This is a genomic window from Stenotrophomonas sp. (assembly GCF_050737075.1).
Classification (GTDB): Bacteria; Pseudomonadota; Gammaproteobacteria; order Xanthomonadales; family Xanthomonadaceae; genus Stenotrophomonas.
Genome location: NZ_JBOHXV010000005.1, coordinates 16,987 through 38,156 on the forward strand (window position 1 = coordinate 16,987; position 21,170 = coordinate 38,156).

The 21,170-nt window shown below is 64.0% G+C and carries 21 protein-coding genes; 10 read left to right on the forward strand and 11 right to left on the reverse strand.

Annotated features, from left to right (window positions below):
- Positions 1-272: 272 nt before the first annotated feature.
- Genes ACREPD_RS01910 through ACREPD_RS01920 form a run of 3 tightly spaced genes read left to right on the forward strand, consistent with a single transcriptional unit; the run spans position 273 to position 5,372 of the window.
- Complete coding sequence (locus tag ACREPD_RS01910) at positions 273-2,510, forward strand: ATP-binding protein (protein ID WP_431597715.1); 2,238 nt, start codon at positions 273-275, stop codon at positions 2,508-2,510.
- A complete protein-coding gene (locus tag ACREPD_RS01915; protein WP_431597716.1) occupies positions 2,507-2,980 on the forward strand; it encodes a response regulator in 474 nt (157 codons plus the stop codon). The genes ACREPD_RS01910 and ACREPD_RS01915 overlap by 4 nt, the downstream gene beginning before the upstream one ends.
- Positions 2,973-5,372: a PAS domain-containing protein gene (locus tag ACREPD_RS01920; protein WP_431597717.1), complete on the forward strand. Its 2,400-nt coding sequence runs from the start codon at positions 2,973-2,975 to the stop codon at positions 5,370-5,372. The genes ACREPD_RS01915 and ACREPD_RS01920 overlap by 8 nt, the downstream gene beginning before the upstream one ends.
- A gap of 50 nt (positions 5,373-5,422) precedes the next feature.
- On the opposite strand, the gene ACREPD_RS01925 is transcribed toward ACREPD_RS01920, so the two are convergent.
- Positions 5,423-6,337 carry a tyrosine-protein phosphatase gene (locus ACREPD_RS01925; protein ID WP_431597718.1) on the reverse strand — a complete coding sequence of 305 codons (915 nt, stop codon included), beginning with the start codon at positions 6,335-6,337 and terminating at the stop codon, positions 5,423-5,425.
- A gap of 17 nt (positions 6,338-6,354) precedes the next feature.
- Positions 6,355-8,658 carry a TonB-dependent receptor gene (locus ACREPD_RS01930; protein WP_431597719.1) on the reverse strand — a complete coding sequence of 768 codons (2,304 nt, stop codon included), beginning with the start codon at positions 8,656-8,658 and terminating at the stop codon, positions 6,355-6,357.
- 128 nt (positions 8,659-8,786) lie between these two features.
- On the opposite strand from ACREPD_RS01930, the gene ACREPD_RS01935 reads away from it, so the two are divergent.
- From ACREPD_RS01935 to ACREPD_RS01950, 4 genes are all read left to right on the forward strand, one after another.
- Complete coding sequence (locus ACREPD_RS01935; RefSeq protein WP_431597720.1) at positions 8,787-9,431, forward strand: TetR/AcrR family transcriptional regulator; 645 nt, start codon at positions 8,787-8,789, stop codon at positions 9,429-9,431.
- Between the two features lie 50 nt (positions 9,432-9,481).
- A complete protein-coding gene (locus ACREPD_RS01940) occupies positions 9,482-10,087 on the forward strand; it encodes a TetR/AcrR family transcriptional regulator (protein WP_431597721.1) in 606 nt (201 codons plus the stop codon).
- 101 nt (positions 10,088-10,188) lie between these two features.
- Complete coding sequence (locus ACREPD_RS01945) at positions 10,189-10,881, forward strand: type 1 glutamine amidotransferase domain-containing protein (protein ID WP_431597722.1); 693 nt, start codon at positions 10,189-10,191, stop codon at positions 10,879-10,881.
- A gap of 281 nt (positions 10,882-11,162) precedes the next feature.
- Complete coding sequence (locus ACREPD_RS01950) at positions 11,163-11,543, forward strand: response regulator (RefSeq protein WP_431597723.1); 381 nt, start codon at positions 11,163-11,165, stop codon at positions 11,541-11,543.
- Here the strand turns inward: ACREPD_RS01950 and ACREPD_RS01955 are convergent.
- The 4 genes from ACREPD_RS01955 to ACREPD_RS01970 all read right to left on the reverse strand — a co-directional run bounded on the left by ACREPD_RS01955 (position 11,515) and on the right by ACREPD_RS01970 (position 15,236).
- Complete coding sequence (locus ACREPD_RS01955; protein WP_431597724.1) at positions 11,515-12,558, reverse strand: glycoside hydrolase family 43 protein; 1,044 nt, start codon at positions 12,556-12,558, stop codon at positions 11,515-11,517. The two genes, ACREPD_RS01950 and ACREPD_RS01955, sit on opposite strands and share 29 nt — an antisense overlap.
- Before the next feature lie 147 nt (positions 12,559-12,705).
- Positions 12,706-13,809, reverse strand: coding sequence for an FUSC family protein (locus ACREPD_RS01960; protein ID WP_431597725.1), 1,104 nt, complete (start codon positions 13,807-13,809; stop codon positions 12,706-12,708).
- 191 nt (positions 13,810-14,000) lie between these two features.
- Complete coding sequence (locus ACREPD_RS01965; RefSeq protein ID WP_431597726.1) at positions 14,001-14,807, reverse strand: hypothetical protein; 807 nt, start codon at positions 14,805-14,807, stop codon at positions 14,001-14,003.
- A gap of 162 nt (positions 14,808-14,969) precedes the next feature.
- Positions 14,970-15,236, reverse strand: a complete 267-nt coding sequence (locus ACREPD_RS01970) for a putative hemolysin (RefSeq protein ID WP_431597727.1) — start codon at positions 15,234-15,236, stop codon at positions 14,970-14,972.
- Positions 15,237-15,658: 422 nt separating this feature from the next.
- Between ACREPD_RS01970 and ACREPD_RS01975 the strand changes: the two genes are divergently transcribed.
- Entirely contained in the window at positions 15,659-15,964 is a 306-nt protein-coding gene (locus ACREPD_RS01975; protein ID WP_431597728.1) for a DUF2628 domain-containing protein, read from the forward strand.
- Positions 15,965-16,279: 315 nt separating this feature from the next.
- Here ACREPD_RS01975 and ACREPD_RS01980 read toward each other — a convergent pair whose 3' ends face one another.
- From ACREPD_RS01980 to ACREPD_RS01995, 4 genes are all read right to left on the reverse strand, one after another.
- Positions 16,280-17,338, reverse strand: coding sequence for a YagK/YfjJ domain-containing protein (locus ACREPD_RS01980; protein ID WP_431597729.1), 1,059 nt, complete (start codon positions 17,336-17,338; stop codon positions 16,280-16,282).
- Between the two features lie 161 nt (positions 17,339-17,499).
- Positions 17,500-17,733: a helix-turn-helix transcriptional regulator gene (locus ACREPD_RS01985; protein WP_431597730.1), complete on the reverse strand. Its 234-nt coding sequence runs from the start codon at positions 17,731-17,733 to the stop codon at positions 17,500-17,502.
- A gap of 409 nt (positions 17,734-18,142) precedes the next feature.
- A complete protein-coding gene (locus ACREPD_RS01990; RefSeq protein WP_431597731.1) occupies positions 18,143-18,355 on the reverse strand; it encodes a DUF4224 domain-containing protein in 213 nt (70 codons plus the stop codon).
- On the reverse strand, positions 18,355-18,564 hold the full coding sequence (locus tag ACREPD_RS01995; RefSeq protein WP_431597732.1) for a DUF4224 domain-containing protein: 210 nt from the start codon (positions 18,562-18,564) through the stop codon (positions 18,355-18,357). Before ACREPD_RS01995 ends, ACREPD_RS01990 begins: the two co-directional genes overlap by 1 nt.
- 75 nt (positions 18,565-18,639) lie before the next feature.
- Between ACREPD_RS01995 and ACREPD_RS02000 the strand changes: the two genes are divergently transcribed.
- Both ACREPD_RS02000 and ACREPD_RS02005 read left to right on the forward strand, forming a co-directional pair.
- Positions 18,640-19,014, forward strand: a complete 375-nt coding sequence (locus ACREPD_RS02000) for a hypothetical protein (protein ID WP_431597733.1) — start codon at positions 18,640-18,642, stop codon at positions 19,012-19,014.
- Positions 19,011-19,205 carry a helix-turn-helix domain-containing protein gene (locus ACREPD_RS02005; RefSeq protein ID WP_431597734.1) on the forward strand — a complete coding sequence of 65 codons (195 nt, stop codon included), beginning with the start codon at positions 19,011-19,013 and terminating at the stop codon, positions 19,203-19,205. The genes ACREPD_RS02000 and ACREPD_RS02005 overlap by 4 nt, the downstream gene beginning before the upstream one ends.
- Before the next feature lie 1,450 nt (positions 19,206-20,655).
- On the opposite strand, the gene ACREPD_RS02010 is transcribed toward ACREPD_RS02005, so the two are convergent.
- Positions 20,656-21,123 (reverse strand): DUF3251 domain-containing protein, encoded by a 468-nt coding sequence (locus tag ACREPD_RS02010; RefSeq protein WP_431597735.1) that lies wholly within the window; start codon positions 21,121-21,123, stop codon positions 20,656-20,658.
- Positions 21,124-21,170: the final 47 nt, after the last annotated feature.

The window sequence follows — 21,170 nt, forward strand, 5'->3', positions numbered from 1 at the left end:
GCGCGACAGGGCTTGTGTGCGCCTGAGCTTAAATGAATTCAGGTAGACGAACCATCACGACAACGGCTATCGCGTGAAGGCCGAATGCACAATCCTGACTAGTTCATAAAACCGCCTCTTCGAGCGCGTGACCGCCTGCCGAAGATCGCCAACGAAGGCGGCATCGCCGAGGGTTGTCCCTGCGTCCAGATCCATCACTTCCTCACGAAGGAAGTGCCACGGATATGCCAAGCTATTGGCGCAAGCACGCGCCTGCTGGGGAAAATCAACGAATGTCGTCCTGGAACACGAAAGAAAACGCCTTGGATCTCAACAGCTGTGCCAGAGAACCAATACGTACCCCAGGCGCCATCCAACCTTACGGCCTCATCCTGGTACTGGATCCACAGACCCTCCACGTGAAGGAGCGCGCGGTCGCACGCGCGGACCTGCTGGAAACGCTGGGCGATCCACTGGGCCAGCCCATTGACGTAGCGCTGGGCGCGGCGTTGATCAGCTGCAGGCCGGCGCTCGAAGCGCTCGCGCCGGACACGTCCCACTTCCTGGGTGCCCACCCCATCGGCAGCCATGGGGGCCACCACGTGGTCGCGCACCGCATCGGCGACGATCTGATCATCGAACTCGAAGAGCCGGTACCGGGCGAGCCCGGCTCGCTGGAAGACCTTTACCCGGCCATCCGCCGCTTCATGGGCGCGATCGAGCGGGTGGCCACCACCCGCGAGCTGTGCGAGCTGGCGGCGGTGCAGATCCGGGAGTTGACCGGCTTCGACCGCACCCTGGTCTACCAGTTCGACCCGGAATGGAACGGCGCGGTGGTGGCCGAGGATGGCAATGGCGTGCTGCCCAGCTACCTGGACCTGCGCTTCCCCGAATCGGACATCCCGGCCCAGGCGCGTGCGCTGTACCGGCAGAACCGGGTGCGCCTGATCGCCGACAGCGACTACCGCGCGGTGCCACTGGTGCGCAGCGCCGCCAACGCGGACGCGCCGCCGACGGACCTGAGCCCGGCGATGCTGCGCAGCGTCTCGCCCGTACACCTGCAGTACATGCGCAACATGGGCACCGGCGCCTCGATGTCGGTCTCGCTGCTGCGCGAAGGTGAGCTGTGGGGGCTGATCTCCTGCCACAACGAAACGCCCAAGCGCGTGCCCTACCACGTACGTACCGCCTGCGAGTTCATCGGGCAGATCCTGTCGCTGCAGATCGCGCTGAAGGAACGCGCCGCCGTGGTCGAAGAGCGCGTCGCGCGCCGCGCCATCCAGGTGCGGCTGCTGGGCCGCATGGCCGGCGACACGGACTTCATGGCCGCGCTGGGCCGCGATCATCAGAACCTGCTCTCGTTGACCCAGTCCGGCGGTGCGGCCATCGTGCACCGCGGCGAATGCATCCTGCATGGCGATTGCCCCAGCCAGGAGCAGGTGATGCAACTGGTGCAATGGCTGACCGTCCAGCAGCAGGAGGGCGATCTGTTCTGCACCGACCGGCTGCCGCTGGACTGGAACGTAGCGGACGCCTTCGCCGACGTCGCCAGCGGCGTGCTGGCCATTTCCATCTCCCAGATCCACGACAGTTTCGTGCTGTGGTTCCGCCCGGAAGTCGTGCGCACGGTGCGCTGGGGCGGCGACCCACGCAAGGAAGACACCGGCAAGCCGTTGTCGCCGCGCACCTCGTTCGAGGGCTGGAAGCAGACGGTTCGCCGGCAGTCGCTGCCGTGGAACGATGTCGACCGCGATGCCGCGCTGGAACTGCGCACCGCCATCGTGGACATCGTGCTGCGCAAGGCCGAGGAGATGGCCGTGCTCAACGAGCAGCTGCTGCGCAGCAACAAGGAGCTTGAAGCGTTCTCCTATTCGGTGAGCCATGACCTGCGTGCGCCGTTCCGCCACATCGTGGGCTATTCGGAACTGCTCTGGGCCTCGGCCGGCGAAAGGCTAAACGATTCAGAAAAGAGATTTCTCGACACCATCGTCGAGTCTGCACAATCGGCCGGAACACTGGTGGACGACCTGCTCAGCTTCTCGCAGATGGGCAGGTCCACGATGGGGCAGATCGCCATGGACATGACCGCCCTGGTCGAAGACGTACGGCACAAGCTGGACATGGAATACGAGGGTCGGACCATCCACTGGACGATCCGTCATCTGCCGCGCGTGCAGGCCGACCCGGGCATGCTGCGCCTGGTCTGGCAGAACCTGCTGTCCAACGCGATCAAGTTCACCCGCGACACCGCCCACCCCAGCATCGAGGTGGGTCACTACCGCACGGACACCGAGCACGTGTTTTTCGTCCAGGACAATGGCTGCGGTTTCGACATGCGCTACGTGGACAAGCTGTTCGGCGTGTTCCAGCGCCTGCACCATGCTGACGAATACGAGGGCACCGGCATCGGCCTGGCCAACGTACACCGCATCATCACCCGCCACGGCGGCAGGACGTGGGCCGAAGGGCAGTTGGGAGTGGGCGCCAAATTCTTCTTCACCATTCCCTTTGTTACTGGAGACAACGTATGAGAGATCTGCGGCCGATTCTGCTCGTGGAAGACAACCCCAAGGATGCCGAGCTGACACTGGCTGCACTGGCGCGCTGCCAGCTGCTGAACGAAGTGACCCACGTGCGCGACGGCGTGGAAGCGCTGGAGTACCTGCGCACCCAGGGCCGCTACGCCGGCGCCATGCACGGCGGCCCGGTAGTGGTGCTGCTGGACCTGAAACTGCCCAAGCTCAACGGGCTGGAAGTGCTGAAGGAAATCCGTACCGATGCCACGATCAGCAGTACGCCGGTGGTGATGCTCACCTCCTCGCGCGAAGAGCAGGACCTGGTGCGCAGCTACGAACTGGGCGTGAATGCCTTCGTGGTGAAGCCGGTGGACTTCAAGGAATTCCTGGAAGCCATCCAGGGCCTGGGCATGTTCTGGGGCATCACCAACCAACCACCGCCGCACGGCACCCTGTTCGGCGCCAAGAGTCGCAACGATGGCTGAAGCTTCATCGGGTAGATCGATCCGGGTTCTGATGGTCGAAGACAGTGCACTGGACGCGGAGCTGATCACCCTGCAGCTGCGCCGCGCCGGCCTGCCGTTTACCGTCGAACGCACCTGGTCCGACCAAGGCATGCGTGACGCCCTGGCCGCGCATGACTTCGACGTCATCCTCGCCGACCACGTGCTGCCCGGGTTCAGCGGCGACCGCGCGCTGGAGCTGGCCTGCGAGCTGGCGCCCGGGGTGCCCTTCATCTTCGTGTCCGGCACGTTGAGCGAAGAGCTCGCCGTGGAAGCGCTGAAGCGTGGCGCGCGCGACTACGTGGTCAAGGCGCGGCTGCAGCGGCTGCCCGATGCCATCCTGCGCGCCATCAAGGAGGGCGAGGAGCGGCGCCGGCTGCTCGAGGTGGAGAACGAACTGCGCGGAAGCCACCAGCGCCTGCGCCTGATCACCGACTCATTGCCGGCGCTGATCGCCTACCTCGACCGCGACCATCACTACCGCTTCGCCAACCAGGCGTATGTGGAATGGCATGGCCTGGCGCCTGAAGACGTGGTCGGCAAACATGCCCGCGAGCTGGTCGGCGACGACGGCTTTGCCGGCCTGCAGGAACAGTTCGACACCGTGCTGCGCGGCCAGCGGGTGAGTTTTGAAACGCTGGCCCCCCGTCGCGCCGGTCCGCCGCGCTACGCACAGGTGGACTTCGTGCCCGAGCTGGACGCCGAAGGCGCGGTGCTGGGTTACTACGCCATGGCCCGCGACATCAGCGAACTCAAGCAGGCACAGTCGTTGCTGAAGGCCAGCAACGAATCGCTGGAACGCCAGGTCAACGAGCGCACCTCGGCCCTGCACCGCAGCGAGAGCCGGCTGCAGGCGCTGTTCGAATCCAGTTTCCAACACCAGAACCTGCTCACGCTGGATGGGCGCATCATCGACACCAACTCCGCCTCGCTGGCCGCCATTCTGGCCACGAAGGAGGACGTGCGCGGTGCGGTCTACTGCGAGTCGGCCTGGTTTGCCGATACCGAGGGCGTGCCCGCCATCGTCTGCCAGGCGGTGCTGGAGGCCGCGGCCGGCAATGCCTCGCGGCACGAGCTCGAGCTGCGCCTGCCCACCGGCAAGCGCGCCTTCGAATTCTCGTTCCGCCCGCTGCTCGACCATCAAGGAACCATCACTGCGGTGGTGTCCGAGGCGGTCGAAACCACCGCCCGCCGCCAGGCCGAGGAAGCGCTGCGGCAGAGCCAGAAGATCGAGGCGGTGGGCCAGCTGACCGGCGGCATCGCCCACGACTTCAACAACATCCTCACCGTGATCGCCGGCAACGTCGAATACGCCAAGATGCTGACCGAGCGCCTCGGCGATGCGGCGGGCAACTCGTCGCGCGCCCTGGACAACGCGCTGAAGGGCGTGATGCGCGCGGCCAACGTGACCCAGCGGCTGCTGGCCTTCTCGCGCCGCCAGCCGCTGAAAAGCATGCCGGTGGACCTCAACGCGCAGGTGCGCGACATGCAGGACATGCTGCAGCGCGCGCTTGGCGAACTGGTCCAGCTGGAGATGGTGCACAGCCCGGACATCTGGTGCGTGGAGGTCGACCCCAGCCAGCTCGAGGCCTCGGTACTGAACCTGGCGGTCAACGCACGCGATGCGATGCCCGAGGGTGGCCGCCTGATCATCGAGGTGGACAACGCACACCTGGACGATGACTTCAGCGTCCAGAACCCGGATGTGCCACCGGGTCACTACGCGATGCTGCGGGTGAAGGACACCGGCCACGGCATGTCCGCCGAGACCCTCACGCGGGTGTTCGAGCCGTTCTTCACCACCAAGGAGGTCGGCCGCGGCACCGGGCTGGGGCTGTCCATGGTCTACGGCTTCGCCAAGCAGTCCGGTGGCCATGTGCTGGTGGATTCAACGGTGGGCGTAGGTACCACCATTACCCTGTTGTTCCCGCGCTCGGCCGCCGAGCTGCCGCAGGACGGCAAGACGGAGACCCGCGGCCTGGCCGGCTACGAGATGCAGGACGAGGCCACGGTGCTGGTCGCCGAAGACAACGACGATGTGCGCGCCTACACGGTCGAGACCCTGCGCCAGCTGGGCTACCGCGTGCTGGAGGCACATGACGGCGCATCGGCGATGCGTCTGCTCGAGCGCACCGACGTGAGCGTGGACCTGCTGTTCTCCGACATCGTGATGCCGGGCATGTCCGGCTGGGAGCTGGCCCGACGCGCATTGGCGCACAAGCGCGACCTGCGCGTGCTGTTCACCTCCGGCTACCCGCGCGACATCGATGCCAGCGGCGCGGTGGGCAAGAGCATCGCGATCCTGCCCAAGCCCTTCACCCGCAGCGACCTGGCGCGTTCGATCCGCGGTTCGCTACGGGACGCATCGGAATAGCGCCACCGGCGGCAGGTGCCGACCGTTGGTCGGCACCTGCCCTGTTCGACTCAGCCGGCCTGGCCCAGTCGCACCTGCAGGCTGTGGATTTCAGCCTCGCTCAAGCCGACTTCCTTCAGGAAGCCCGCCGCGCCGCCGTACTGCTGGTGCAGGGTGTCGAGGAACATCTCCATGTTCTCCGGCGCGGTACCACCCATGCCGGCCATCTTCCGTGCGATCTCCGGATGCTGCTTCAGCAGCGCCATCATCTGCACGTTCATGGCGCTGTCCTTGGGCTGCCCCTCCAGGTAGTGCGCCGACACCGCGTAGTTGTGCACGATGTCCGCGCGCGGCACGCCGGCCAGGTCCAGGAGGATGCCGGAGATGATGCCGGTGCGGTCCTTGCCGGCCGTGCAATGGAACAGCACCGCGCCATCGCGCTGCGCGGCCATGCGCTGGAACACCTCGCGGAACTGCGGCTGGTTGCTGCCCAGCCACTGCACGTAGGCCGCGCCCAGCGTGTCCGGGAAGCTGGTCATCATCTTCTGCAGGTCCATCTTCTCGGTGCCCATCAACGAGATGCGCTGGTAGTCGAAACGCGGATCCTTTGCGAGCACGTCGGGCGACTGCTGCTCCTCGTCACCAGTGCGCAGGTCGATGTCCAGCGCAACGCCCGCGGCGGCGAGCCTGTCCTTGTCGGCGTCGGTCAGGCGGCTGAGGTCCGCGGTACGGACGAAGGCCATGGCCGGAATGGGTCCGTTGCGCCCCTGCAGGCCCGCGAAGGTGCGCACGTTCCAGGCGCCTTCCAGTGCCAGCACGCGTTGCGCGTCATCGGCAAGCGGCTGCACGTTACGTACGGCCGGCGCGGCGCTCTGCGGCGCCGTGGTGGGGGCCGCTGCGGCCGCCTGCGGACTGGCCGCAGCGATCCAGGAAGACAGCGCCAGCGCGATGGCCACACTCAGGGTTACGGGATGCGAAGCATTCATGGGTAGGCTCCAGGAGGTCAGAAGCGCACGGCCAGTTCCAGGCCATAGGTGCGCGGGTCGTTGAAGATGCCGGACTGGCCGAGCGAGGCGTTGTTGAGCTTGTAGAACAGGTGCTCTTCGTCCAGCAGGTTGCGGGCCCACAGCGAAACGTCGAGGGTGGCGCCGTCGGCGTTGAGCGGCACGTCGACCAGGGCCACGCGCGCGTTCACCACGAATGAGCTGTCGGTGAGCATCTGGTCGTATTCGCTGGTGAAGAAGCCATCGGACCAATTGCCGTCCAGGTGGAACTTCAGCGCCGACATGTTCGCGAACGGCACCCAGTAGTCGAGCGCCAGGCTGCTGGCATGCTTGGGCGCGAGCAGCGGCTGCACGGTGACTTCCACGCCTGCGCCGAAGGGATCCTGCGTGGTCAGCGCGTCGATCTCGGTATAGGCGTGGGTGAAGCCGACGGTGAGGTTGTCCACCGGCATGATGCTGAACTCCAGCTCCGCGCCCCGCGAGGTGGTGCTGCCCTTGGCGTTGGTGGTCACCATGGTGGTGCGCGTCTCGCCGCTGTTCGGATCGAACGGCAAGGTGAAGTCCATCTGCTTGTGGTCGATCTTCGAATCGAACAGGGCCACGTTGAAGCGCGCGCGGTTGTCCCAGAACTGCGACTTGAAACCAAGCTCGTACGCGGTGACTTCTTCCGGGTCGAACGCGGTGTAGGTGGTGGAACGCGAATTGGCGCCACCTGCCTTGAAGCCGGTGCTGTACTTCGCATAGACCATCGCGTTGTCGCCGACGTCGTAGGCCACGTTGACCATCGGGTCGAAGCGGCCCCACGCGTCGTCGAAGGTCAGGTCAGTGGCGGCACCGTTGACGGTGTACAGGCTGCCGTTCTTCTCGTCGCGGGTATAACGCCCGCCCGCGGTGAGGTGCAGGTCGGGCAGCGCGGCGGGCGTCCAGGTGGCCTGGCCGAAGATGCCGAGACTGTCGGTCCAGGCCTTGCTGGCGCGGTCGATCCGCACGTTGGCCAGGTTCAGCGGGTTGGTGGCCGGATTGAGCGTGTAGCTGTTCCCTCCCGGTCCCCAGAGCAGCATGTTCGGGGTCTGCGCATTGTCGCCGGCGGTCTCGTGGTAGTAGAACGCACCGACCAGATATTGCACCTGCGAGGTGTTGCCAATCAGTTGGAACTCCTGGCTGTACTGGTGCTGGTAGACCTGCGCCAGACTGTAGCGGCCGAATGGGGTATTGGCGCCGCCGTAAGCGGAAATGGCATCGACCAGGCCCATGTCGAACTGGCCCTGCTCCAGTTCGCGGTAGGAGCTGATCGATTTGAATTCCAGGTTCTCGCCCAGCGTCCAGCCCAGGTTGAGCAGATGGCCGCTGGTGCGCCCGATGTTTTCTTCCTGCGGGCCACCCAGGATCGAGCTTTCGCGGCGGTCTTCGCTGGCCCCGGCCTTCTGCAGCGGGCTCAGGTAGGGGCCCGGGACCAGCACCTGCGTGTGGTACGGCGTGGTGGCGTCGTAGGAGCGGTCGAACGCGTACAACGCGGAGAAGGTGTCGCTCGGCTGCCACAGCGCACTGATCCGCGCGCCGCGCTTGTTGTAGCTGTTGAAGTCTTCCTCGCCGCGCATCGGGTTGTCGGTGGTGCCGCCGCGTTTGGCCTGCACCGCGTCGATCTTGACGCTGACGTCGCCCACTTTGGGCAGGTCCAGATGGAGACCGCTGGTATAGCCGCTGTAGTTGGACACACCGGCATTTACCGTGCCCCCAAACTCACCCGTGGGCGCTTTGGTCACGATGCTGATCGCACCGCCTTCCGTGTTGCGGCCGAACAGCGTTCCCTGCGGGCCCTTCAGCACTTCGATGCGGTCCACGTCGTAGAGCATCGTACCCAGGCCCTGCGAGCGCCCGAGGAATACGCCGTCGACGTACACGCCCACGCCGGCATCGCGCGCGGGCTGGTTGGCATCGCTTGAGGCACCGATGCCGCGGATACCGATGTTCAGGGCCGAGCTGCGCGTGGCGAACGGGGTGATCCGCAGCGAGGGAATCGAGCCGTCCGCGAAGCTGGCCAGCGAGATCGCGCTGCGATCCTTGAGCATGCCGGCGTCGATGACGCTGACCGAGATCGGCGTTTCCTGCAGATTGGTGGCGCGCTTCTGGGCGGTGACGACTACCTGGTCCAGTGCGACGACGTCGCGGGCGTCGGCGCTCGCTTCGGCGGCCGCATCGGCCGGCACCGCCGCCTCGGCAAAGGCCAGCGAGGGCAGCAACGCGCTGATGGAAAGGGCAAGCACCTGCGGGCGCAGGGCGACACGGGAAAGGGAGAGACGCATGAGGGTCCGGTCACGTGAAGGGTGGGCAAGCCGGCGCAGTCTGCGCACCCCCGATGACAAATGAATGACCGTTCATTCTCTTTTCTGGTGTACTACCCTATCCGCATGGATGACCGCACAGACCGACAATGACGCCTACCGAACCGCTCACCCCATCACCCGAGAATGGCGCTGCCGCCCGCGCCGAAGCACAGCGCCACCGCATCCTCGACGCCGCCCAGCGCTGCTTCGTGGCGAGCGGATTCCACGCCGCCTCGGTCAGCGGCATCGCCATCGAAGCCGGCATCAGCCAGGGGCTGATGTACCGCTACTTCGAGAACAAGCGGGCCATGATTCTTGCGCTGATCGAGCGCCAGCTCGACGCGGACCAGCGTTCGATCGGGCAGATGCCGGCATCGGTCGATCTGGTCGAATCGCTGCTGGCCTGCTACCAGATATGGGCGCGTGGGGAGTCGATCAGTCGACACGACACCGCCATTGCCAGCGTCGCGCTGTATGCGGAGATCACCGCCGAGGCGCAGCGCGATCCGATGGTGGCCGAGGTGCTGCGCCGGCACGACAAGCTCACCACCGAGGGCGTCTGCGCGTGGTTGCGCACGCACGACCGGGCGCGCGGCGTGCCGATCGACGAGGCCGCCCTTTGGCAGCGCACGCTGCTGTTCCGCATCACCGTGGAGGGGCTGGCGATGCGCGCGGTGCGCGACCCGGATCTCGCACCGGACGTGGTCCGCGCGCTGCTGCATGAGGCGGTGTTGCGCGTGGTTGGCCGCTGACCCCTGACCCACTCTAGACGACCGGTCTAATTGAGCGTAGAATGCGCCCCATGAACTCCGCCTCCGCCCCTGAATCCAGCGATGTCCGCGAAAAGATCCTGGCCACGGGCCAACGGATCATGGGCGGCAAAGGCTTTTCGGCGGTGGGGTTGAACGAGGTGCTGACTGCCGCCGGGGTACCGAAGGGATCGTTCTATCACTACTTCGGTTCCAAGGACGCCTTCGGCGAGGCACTGCTGGAGGACTACTTCACGTCGTACCTGGCCGATATGGACCGCACCTTCAGTCACCCCGGCCAGACCAAGGCCCAGCAGCTGACTGCCTATTTCCAGGCATGGAAAGACAACCAGTCCTTCGAGGACTGCCAAGGCAAATGCCTTGCCGTGAAACTGGGGGCCGAGGTGGCGGACCTCTCGGCGAACATGCGCGCCGCGCTGAAGCGTGGCACTGCGGGTATCACCGCGCGGCTCGCACAGGCGATCCAGCAGGGCATCGAAGAAGGCTCGCTGACCTTGGACGATGCGCCTGACACGTTGGCGCAGAGTCTGTACCAGCTCTGGCTGGGTGTCAGCATCATGGTCAAGATCGTGCGTACCCCCCAGCCGTTCGACAACGCGTGGCGCACCACCGCCGCGATCCTGAATCTTTCTCCCTGACAGCAACACCCGCTCGGCACTTCACGTACTGCAGTGCCTTTTTTCACGATCTGTTTCTAGACGACCGGTCTACTGTTACCCGCCCACCCAAGGAATCGCGCATGAAAGTCCTCATCATTCTGACCTCCCACGACAAACTCGGCGACACCGGCCGCAAGACCGGCTTCTGGCTGGAAGAGCTGGCCGCGCCGTACTACACCTTCAAGGATGCCGGCGCGGAGATCGTGCTGGCCTCACCCAAAGGCGGGCAACCGCCGCTGGACCCGAAGAGCAATGAGCCCGAGTCCCAGACCGAGCACACGCGCCGCTTCGAGGCCGATGCCGCCGCCACGGCCCAGCTTGCCAACACCGTGCGTCTGGACAGCGTGACCCAGGCCGACTTCGATACCGTCTTCTATCCCGGCGGCCATGGCCCGCTGTGGGACCTTGCCGAAGATACTCATTCCATCGCGCTGATCGAATCGTTCATCGAAGCCGGCAAGCCGGTCGCACTGGTCTGCCATGCACCGGGCGTGCTGCGCCACGTGAAGGCCGCCAACGGCACTCCGATGGTGCAGGGAAAGAAGGTCACCGGCTTCACCAACAGCGAAGAAGAAGGCGTAGGCCTGACCGACGTGGTGCCCTTCCTGGTGGAGGACGAACTCAAGGCCGCCGGCGGCCTGTACTCGAAGGGACCGGACTGGGGCTCGTACGTGGTCAACGATGGCCTGCTGATCACCGGCCAGAACCCGGCCTCGTCCGCCGAAGCGGCAGCGGCGCTGGTGAAGAAAGTGGGCGACACCTCGAAAGCCTGATGGGCGATGGAGGTTCATACAGGCACGCCATCCCGGTGATGGCGTGCCAACGTTGAAACGTCTTGCGGAATCAGACCCTGCCTTTGCAGGCTTGAACACCTCCGGCTCACGGGCAGCCCCGTATGCTGACATTGCGCCGTTCTATCGTTGATACGGCAATAAAGCATATGACCCAGCACTGACCACGTTGAGCCGCGTGCTGAGGCTTACCCTATGCCCTATATCGGCATGTTCCATCGCCATCATCGCGTGCGCGTCGCACGGCAGCCGGGCAAGGACGCGTGAGCGGCATTGTCGGCATACCCGACTTCCAGGGCAATGTCCTCGTGGTCGAGGACGAAATCGAACTGTCCAGACTGTTCGTCGAGGTGATCACAGACGCCGGTTACACCGCCGTGCCCACTTATTCGCTTTCGGACGCGCTGGGCGTGCTGTCGCAACAGCACTTCGATGCGGCGGTACTGGATATCGAACTACGCGATGGCACGGTCTTCCCGGTCGCCGACCGCCTGGCGGAGCTGGGCACGCCGTTCCTGTTCGCGTCTGCGGTGTACTCGCAGATGGTGCCCCAGCGCCACCGGGACGTGCCGTTCGTCGCCAAGCCCTTCCGGATTGAAGACCTGCTTGCGGGAGTCAAGGCCGCGATGCAGGGCGGCGCATAAGCTCCGTCGAACGCATCGGATCTGCCGGGACGCCTTCGCGGGTCATCTTCACCGGCAGGATGTGCCCCTGCGCATCGAAGACCATGCGGTCGATTGCGGTAACCCGGTGGTTGCGGTCGGTCTCGCCGAGCGGGCGACGGTGGTAGACGATGTACCAGTTGTCGCTGCCCGGGGCGTGGATAAGCGAATGATGGCCGGCGCTGGTGGCGATCTCCGGGTCCTGCTGCAGGATCTTGCCGATGCGCTTGAACGGCCCGGTCGGTGACTCGGCGATCGCGTAGGCCACCGAATACTCCGGCTCACCCCAGCCGCCTTCCGACCACATGAAGTAATAGCGGCCGTCGCGCTTGAACATCAGCGAGCCCTCCACGTACTCCGGCGCCGGGGTGATTTCCTTGTAGAGGCTGCCATCTGCCATCGGCACTATGCCGCTGAAATCGTCTTTGAGCCGCACCATGTTGGCGTGCCGCCATCCACCGTAGATCATGTACCAGGTGCCGTCGTCATCCTTGAACACGAACTGGTCGATGGGCTGCGCGCCGTTGTGGAACTCGCCGATCAATGGCTTGCCCAGCAGGTCGCGGTACGGCCCCTCGGGCCGGTCGGCGACGGCCACGCCGATGCCACCCACCTCGTTGTCGTTCTGGATATCGTTGGCGGAGAAGAAGACGTAGTACCTGCCGTCTTTCTCCACCACTGCCGGTGCCCATAGCGCCTGCTTGGCCCAGCGAATGGACGCCATCGACAGCACGTTGGGGTGCCGGGTCCAGTGGACCAGGTCGGGTGAGGAGAACGCGTCGAACCCGACCTGCTCTGCGTAGGGCTTGGAGGTGGTGGGGTAGATCCAGTAGGTGTCGCCGAATACGGCCGCCTCCGGATCGGCGTACCAGCCCGGCAGGATCGGGTTGCCGGACGTCTGCCTGATCTGGACATCATCCCTGGGCGGCGCGGACAGCGCCGCGAACGGAACCGCCGCCGCCAACACGGCCGCCATCATCATCCTGCGCTTCACCATGCCCTGCCTCCACTGCCTCGATGAGCCTGCAGTTTAGATCGATTTAATCAGCTTGTTTTGTGCGGGGCACAAGACTTCGTCCGCCACTGGGCCGCTCCCGCCCTGGCGCACTACCGAGCTGGCGGTAGTCTTTCGGAACCGACGCCGTCAGCCGCGACGCTTCAACTGTTGGGCCACTGCCCGCGCCGGCAGCAACAGCGCAATGCCCAGCACGATGCCGCTGAGCCGCTCCCAGCCCGGTGCGCTACCCAGCTGGTGGTAGTCATCGGGAACGAATACCACCAGGAAGACCAGCGCGAACTGTGTACCCACATATGCGAAGGACATGCCGCTGTTTTCAATGTGGCGGCCCGCCCACACACCGATGCACAACAGCGCCACTGCGGTGGGTACATGGTGCCGGGAAACGAACAGTGCAAACGCGGCCGCCAGGGCTCCCAGCGCACAGCCAAGAAAGCGATGCGCGACACGGGTGCCCACCACGCTGGCATCGCCACCCAGCGCGGCCAGTGGCACGGTCATCACGGCCATGATGGTGATTGCCGCCTGGGTCAGCGCGCCCGCGCTCAGCCACGGTGTGAGCAGTGGCAACAGGGCAAGTACGCCACCCGCCAGCAACGCGTGCCTGGCCACTGCCGGTTGCCAGACATCCACATCGGCGGCGACGCTACGCGCGAAGAAGTGCTGTGCACCCTGGATGCGCGGGCGCACCGTCCATGCCGAGGCCAGGTTGACCAGGATCCCGGCGGCGGTACCGGCCGCAACCTCCAGTACACGGGTCAGCGCGAACGCATGCACTGCTGCGTGCGGTTCCTTGAGGCTGTCCAGCACCACCATCGCAAAGGTCAATCCGGTGAACAGCCATGCGTGGCTGTGTCGCCGCGCGATCGCTGCGTACAACGTGGCCGAACCGACCGCCATCAGCGCCGCCGCCACAACCAGCGGGGTATCCGCCGCATGCACGATCAGTCCCCAGGCCAGCCCCGCCCCCAATACCGTGCCCAGCAGCCGCAGCGTGCTGCGTGCCAGGGTCTCGGCCAGTTGCGCGCGCATCACCATATAACCGGTGAAGGCCGCCCAGCCGATGTTGCTCGCGCCGATCGCATGCGCGATGACGATGGCAAGCAGCACCGACAACAGCGCTTCGAGTTCGTCCAGACCACGCTGTGGCCATCGCTCGCGCGAGCCGAGTTCGCGCGTGATCGCGCCGAGCAGCGAACCGGCGCTATGCGCGATCTTGGTTGCGCGCATGGCGGCAGGTCAGGCAGCGGACTGGCGTGGCAACAGACTGGACGGCGAGCGAAAGCATGCGGAGCTGACGACAGCTGGGGGATGGGCGCGAAGCACAGTATCGCCCATGTAGGCCGGAGACCACCCCCACCATCCCTGTGGCCTGAGCGCCAACACCGTGCTCCTGCGCGCCGGACCGTTGGTCCGGCAAATCATTGCGGAGTGCCCTGCCGTGCCGCCTCCTCCCTCATCAGCTCCTCGCGCTGCGCCCGGTGCCAGGCCTCGCCGGCGGCACGGGCGCGGGCGTCTTCCTCGCGGTTGTGGCGATCGATCTCTTGGTACGCCGCCCACGTCTCGGGCGAAATCGTCTTGAGCTTATTGTCGGGGCGAAGGCGGATCGAAGCGGTCGGTGCCGCGGACACTGTGAAGTTGTCGAGCAGCCACTGTTGCCGCTCCTCGGCCGAAGCGCGCAGCAGCTCGGGCTCGGCAAACTGCGACATGGGCAGCAGCTGCTCTGCCAGCATCTCGCCAGAGGATATCCGCGCGAGCTTTACGACGAGGCGCTCGCGCTCCTTCTGCTCCTGGTACAGCGCGACCACGTCACCCTCGATCCACAGCGGGTACCAGTAGCCCGCCATCGTGTAGACATGGAAGGGCTGCTCGCGCACCAACAACAGATTGCTGGACGCGTCATACAGCGCCCGCCATCCGCGTGGCGCGGTGCGGGTGGTGCAGTCGATGCTGCCCTTGTCGATGGTTTCCGCCGTTGCAGTTCCGCCACTGGCGGTCAGTCGCGTGCTCCAGCAGCGCGTGCCGTCCCTGGTCCTGGATGCCAGCAGAACCGACGTGGGATCGAGCACGATCGCTTCGTCATGCACGAACTGTTCGTTGGCCGCGTCCGGTTCTCGCAGCAGCGTGGCAAAGCCCTCGTCCGACAGCTTGTCACCATCGAGGTACAGCGCATAAGAGGTGTAGTGCCGGTACTTGCTGACGTTGATGTCCAGCGTGCTTTCCGTCACCGCCACCACCTTCAGCGGGCCTGACGAAAACACCTGCTCGTGGCTTGTCCTCCCACATCCAACAACCAGCAGTGGCGCGATGGCAAGCAGTGCAGCCGAGCGGAGGGGGAGACTGCATCTGGCACGCATGGCATTCCGGAGTTGCGGCGGATGGGATCAACGCTACTTCTGCGGAGCGTCCCGACGGAACAGCTCCCACTCATCGATCTTGTCACCGTTCGGCAGGTGGCAGATACCCCGTTCGCCGCCGTTCTCATCTTTTTCGATGACGACCTTGCCACCGCGCTTTACGCAGTGCTCAGATGCCGGATTGGCCATGCCGGTGCGGACCCCGTTCTCGCGCGTCTCCTGGCTCTGCTGGGAACACCCGGCCGCTGCGGCGACCGCAAGGCTGGCAATGAGGACTGCGAGGTGGGTGGGCAGACGCATGGCACTTTCTCCGGGACGGGCCGATTGGCTGGAGGCAGTGTGGAATCCCGGTCGTGAACGCGTTGTGGGATGGCGCGACCACCGAACATGGGTTCCCGCAGGGGCCGTCACCCACCCCCTGTTCAAGGTCCTGCGGCTTGTCTAAGCTGCCCAACGCGACGCGTTGACGCTTCCGAGGCTGCCGATTCTCCGGCCACCCTGGCGGTGCCACACGCCCGGACAGGAGCACGGATATTGCTCATGGGCCGGGCCTGATTGATCAGGTGCAGAGCATTCCATCGGAGAGTTACATGACGGATCCATACAACTCGTACCAAGGGCCCACCGTGCCCGCCCCCGTTGTTGCAGCACCCCCTGCACGGCCCACCCGTGATGCGATCTCAGGGCTGGATGTCTCGGACAAATGGAAGGACCGGTTCAGGGTGATCGAGCGTGCCGGCGGCCCCAGCCTGCCGCACTTTCAAAAGCTGTCCTTTAGCGAGCGCAGTTCCATCCAGTTCAACTGGCTGGCCTTCATTTTCGGGCCTCTTTACTTCCTGGCCAAGGGTCTCTGGCGCCAGGCCATTGCCTACGTGCTGATCAGCATTGCGCTGGTGCTGATGCTCGACGCGCTCGGCCTGGACAAGGTGATCCGGGCGCTGGGAATGGGCTTCAGCGCCGTCTACGCCATCCGCGCCAACATCAGCTATTACAAGAAGGTGGTGGAGGACGAGGCGCCGTGGCTGTGATGCCTGACGCCGGTTGCACCGCATGGGAATGTGGTGGCCCACCAGCAACCGCAATATGACGCTATCGACCTGATTTACATACCTTTCTTGACTTCCACTCCGGCGATTGACTCGCATTTCGACTCACTTCCCTAAAGGCATGGGGCAGGCCCGCCCGAGCCGTTACCGCAGTAGAGGCGGTCGCTGCGGTGGGAGGACGTCGCCCGGTGGCGATAAAAAAGGCCGCCGAGCGTCAGCTTCGGCGGCCTGGGATGGGCAGGGGGCCTATCGGCGCCCTGAGTCGGCTGCAGCGAGAAACCCAAGATGCTCGGCAGGTCAGAGTGCGACTCGGAACTGCGGAGCAAAGGTGGCCTGGCGCGGGGTCTTGATCCCTCCGTAGGTGCCGTTACTGCAGCCGAAGGTACGGGCGCGCGCCCCCGCACGGAAGCGCAGGTACAGGTCCACCTTGGTGAGGTAGCGCATGGCTTCCTCTAGGTATGCCCACTTGGTGTCGTCAGTGCGGGCAACCATGCCGATGCCGCAGTGCTCGTACGCCTCCTTCTTCTTGTTGCAGTTGAAGTACATCCCCTTCCCTTCAGTTACCTCGTCCCTCCAGTGCGCACCAATGGCATCCGCAATGCTGATGTCCTTCAGGAGTTGTTGGCCATCGAAGAAGAAGGCCATGTGGAAGTGGTAGCCCTTCTCAAAGCCGTACTCCATCTTCCACATGTAGCCAGCCAGGTGCTTCGAGTACGGCCCCTTCCGCACAAACTTGAGCAGCTTGTCGCGGTGCACCTTGGCCTGCTCAAACGTCATAGCCTGGCCCCTGAATCCGACCCTGGGACAGAAGGTCGAGATGTACCCGAAGTCGATCCGGAGCGCGAGGACCTTCGAGTAGTGCTTTCGCAGATCGTCGAGGAGCTCCTTACAGGCCACCGCGTTCTTGCGCTCGCTGCGCTTCAGATCCTTCAGGTGTACGCCAAGCGCCTTGCCCTTCGCGAAGGCCCTCACCTTCGCGATGGCTTCATTCACCCGAGGCAGCTCTTCGGGGTACACACCCTCCCCCATCAGCTGAAGTCGACCGAAGAAGCGCTTGAAGAGCGTGTACAGCGGACTGTGGCGATGACGCGGGAAATGCTCGTCGATAGCCCGAAGGTCTGCTTTCATGCAGAGGAGAATCGAGTCGCCCAGTTGGGTACGCTGAACAAACTTCTTCGTACTCATCTCTACCGCCTTAAATAGCGGCCCTTTGCTCCTGATTAGCTTCGCCATCATGTCGACGATGCGCTTTACTTCCATCACGTGGGTCATCTGATGAGTGATGTACATCGTTCCATCTTCACCCCAGACGTATGCCCGCTGATGCATTAGCCCGCTAGCCTTAGCCTTGTTCATCCGTCACACCTGTTAGTTCCATGTACAACTCAGTCCCATACAGCTCCATACAACAGTGTTCATTCCTACATCGCGCCCGCCGCGATTCGCCACATCACCCCTTAGAAACTCAAGAATATTTGTCATTTCCAGCGACTTTTCACTGTCGTTTGGACGGAAAGTTAGCGCTCGCGCGTGACCTCCCTGGCCTGCATCAAGCCGATGACAAACGAATCGATTTCGTGCTCAAGAAACGCTATCGTTGAGCCAAGCCGAACAGGCTTCGGGAACTCCGGAATATGGCTGGACGAGCGTTCGTCCAGGTACGCATAGAGCGTCGACCGCGCGATGCCCAGCCGTGCTTGCACCTCTGCTCTGCGGAGCATGCGAAGGGTTGTTGTTGAGGGCTTGTCCATTGCGCTTCATTGCGTGGAGGAAGTGAGGCCAGCGTACGAACAGAACTGCCACCCCCGCCAGACCTCAAGGGCGAATACGTGCCCGAAACCACCTAAGTCATTGAATCGTGGTCCCCATTCATTGCGAGGGGGAACTAGCTTTCTTTGGGGGGAACCAACTTTCAGTGGGAACGGAGCCCGGCAGGCGGGCCCCGCGGTGTATCAATCCAGCTTAGACTGCACCAATAGGCCGACCAGGAAGACGACCGCGAAGGCGGCCAGGTACTCAAGGGGGGGGGTGGGTCGTTCGTTGAACACGATAGTCTCCTAGACAGTAGGGAGCCGGCATTGCGCCGGCATAGAAGAGAGGCTGCTGCCTCTCCCTATCGTGTTATGGGTTTGAAATTCACTTACCTGGGGCTTAGCCGGGCTAAGCCTTATTGGGCTGCCACTTGGGCACTTTCGGCTGCGGCGGCGGCTCAGGATCAGCTCCCACCGCCGCACGCAATACCACTGGCCAGCCCTTGCCGTCGATGTAGTGTCGGATCCCATTTTGCCGGAGGAAGCGGAGCTGGCGCTCCTTCAGTGGGCTGCGGGCCATCGCTTTGATCTCGTCGCGGGTCAAGCAGAGCTTGTCTGACATCAGCGCACTTCCTTGTTGGAACGCCAAACTGGTCGGGGAGAGTCAGGGCGCACCGGTGCTCCGACCGCCGTCCGAAGAACGATGACGCGGTTGTACTCGTCTATGCGATGCCGGATCTTGTTCCGCTCAAAGAATGCCAGTTGGCGCGCCCTGATCGGCGTCCTGCAGAGCTCTTCGACTTCATCGCGCGAAAGGAATTCTCCGGCCATCAGCTATCCAGACGAGGGACCCTGCCAATCATGCCTGTGTCGAGGTAGTCTCGGCTATACCGCCCAGGAGAGCCCATGGACACCTCATCGCCTGCCCGCTCACTTGAGGAAGAGATCGCAAGCCTACGCAAGGAGCTGGCGGTGTTCCGGGTCAACCTCTCGGGCAAGGACTGGCTGACCGTCGAGGAGGCCTCGTTCTACTGCGGCGTCAGTGTGGCGCAGTTCTACGCCAAGGCACCAGAGCTCGGTTTGGCGCCGCGCAATTTCATGGGCAAAAAGCTGTACGAGAAGGCCGCTCTGTACCGGGCGATCTACGACGCTACGCCTTGGGCAAGAGGAACGCGGCAAGGACTCCCCCCTGCTCCAATCTCCTCTGACCTTGCAGACGCGATGGCCAGGCTGGCGCGGTACGAAAGAAAGAAGGGCCTGACTATGGGAAGGCGGAAATGAGTGAAGCCGGGAAGCTGCTAACCGTGGCCCAGGCAGCCGAGCTTTCCGCCTGCTCCACCAAGACGCTGCGTCGGGCAATCGATGCTGGGCAGCTGCAGGCCTGCCGCCTCGGACAGGGTGCCAAGTCCGACAGAATTCACCCCAACGACCTGGAGGCGTGGTGGGCACTGTCTAGAGTGGTGGTGCCGTAGCCCTCGTTCCCCGAGCCTTCCCCGCTCCATATTCCGTTGGACACGGCGGACGAACGTATCGCAAAACTCCTCGGCATTGGAGGCGCAAAGGCGCGCACCACGACGAAGTCATCCACCAAGAAGACTGCCGCGGCGAAGGGCCAGAGCTAGGGCGGTCTGCGACAGCACCGTTGGACCTCTACCAGCGCGGCGCAGCCGCATGTGGGTCACATCTGGGTATGGACCGCTGGGCTCGCAGCCGGTCAATCTCTGCCCTCAGACGGTCCTGGTAGCGGGAAACCCACATCTCGGCGCCCATAGCCCCCTTCTCGTAGCCGCTGCATTCCCGAACCGTCCAGTGCGCCCTCTCGGGCCGCTGGGTGTTGAGGTCTACGAACCAACCGCCGCCGTTGATGCGCTGGCAGAGCCGCAGCACTTGGATGCCATCGCAGAATACGCTGTCGTCCTTCCCGTCAGGGCGGGAGGCAACGGAACGCCAGTGGAAGTCGGGAGGGAGCATGGCGCGGAATCCTACTGATCCGGCTCTCAGATCCTGCGACAGGGGCACAAACCTAGTCCGAGCCGCGGACCCGCAGGAAAAAGGCCGAATCTGTTACCGACCTCGCCCTGCGGATCCGCGCCGCGTCCAGCTGGAGCCCGCCCACGTTGGGCGGCGTCTCCCCCGTTGTCGGGGCAACGATCGCTCTGCAACAGTGAAGGCAATGAGAACACGGCCCAGCTCCTCAATTGCTTGGGGTCCTCCATTCGCAGGAATCGCGGGAGCCCTGCGACTGCTCCCCAAACGAAGCAGTATCGCCCCAGTCCATTCAACGCTGGCTTCGCAACCGCAGTCTGGGCCCGTCAATATGGCCAGCAGTTGCCCGGGGAGAGGGCCAGCGTGGCCTCGAGGTCGCGTTGGTCCTCAAGGTATGTCCGGAAGAACGCCATCGGGCCACTTCCCAACACGCATCCATTCTCGCCCTTGGATGGCATCAAGCCTCTTCCTTCCTTTGTCTGTGACGCGGGAGTCATTCCCAGAATTGACGGTTACGCCTCGAATGAGATCTCTGGCAAAAATTCGGTCATCCGTGTTATGCCAATCGAAACGCCACTCAACCACAACCTCTTCTCCATTTGACGTCCGCACCGTCTTCACCGCAGGACGGACAGAGCTTCCATAACGGATGGCCGCAACGAGCTTTAGGGCGTCGCGAAACCCTTTTTTCCCACTGACCGCGATCACGGAAATGCTAGCACTGCTACTCCGCTCAATTATTTGCATTCGGGTCCATCCATTTGTATTCAGGCCGAGGGCTACTTACGCCATCGCATCAACTCTTTAGGGGGGGCGCCGCGTCAAAGCGTGCCGTAGCGGTGACTCTATTGGCGAAGTGCTGGCGCCGGAACCGTTTTGCAACTGTTCTGCAACGGTTGCTGGGCACTAGCTACGGCTCGCCCAACGGCAAGGCCCTCATTCGATTGATTTGTTCAGCCGCACTTCGTCCGGGTCAACATTGACAGCCAAGTAGCCCAGCTCATCCGGTCTGATACCGGGCAAGCTGGTCGTGATTGTGTTCCAGGACGCGGGGAGGAGGGGCTTTAGGATCTTCGTCCTCGTCGTTCGCAGACCGTTCCTCCACTCTGCCGAGCCCACGTACCTAACGTTGTAGTCAATCTGAGCCTCTGCACCTACGTAGATTGCGGATGACGGATTGCCAATCTCTAGAACAAGCTCCGTACCATCAGCCTTCGGCGAAACGCGGGACACGGAGACAAGCAAAATTCCGACATTGGTCTGCACCGCGCCGTACCCGCCGTTGCCAGACGGGTCTAGGTACGCTTTGTGGTCCCCGTTGAGCTGAATGTATGTCGTCAGCCTAGTGTCCAGGCTTTTTGACTGAGACTCCAGTACCGCGGTGCGCCTCTCAAGATCGGCCAAGCGGCCCTCGTTCCGCTGAGCGTCCCCGTTCCCAAGCGAGCACCCGA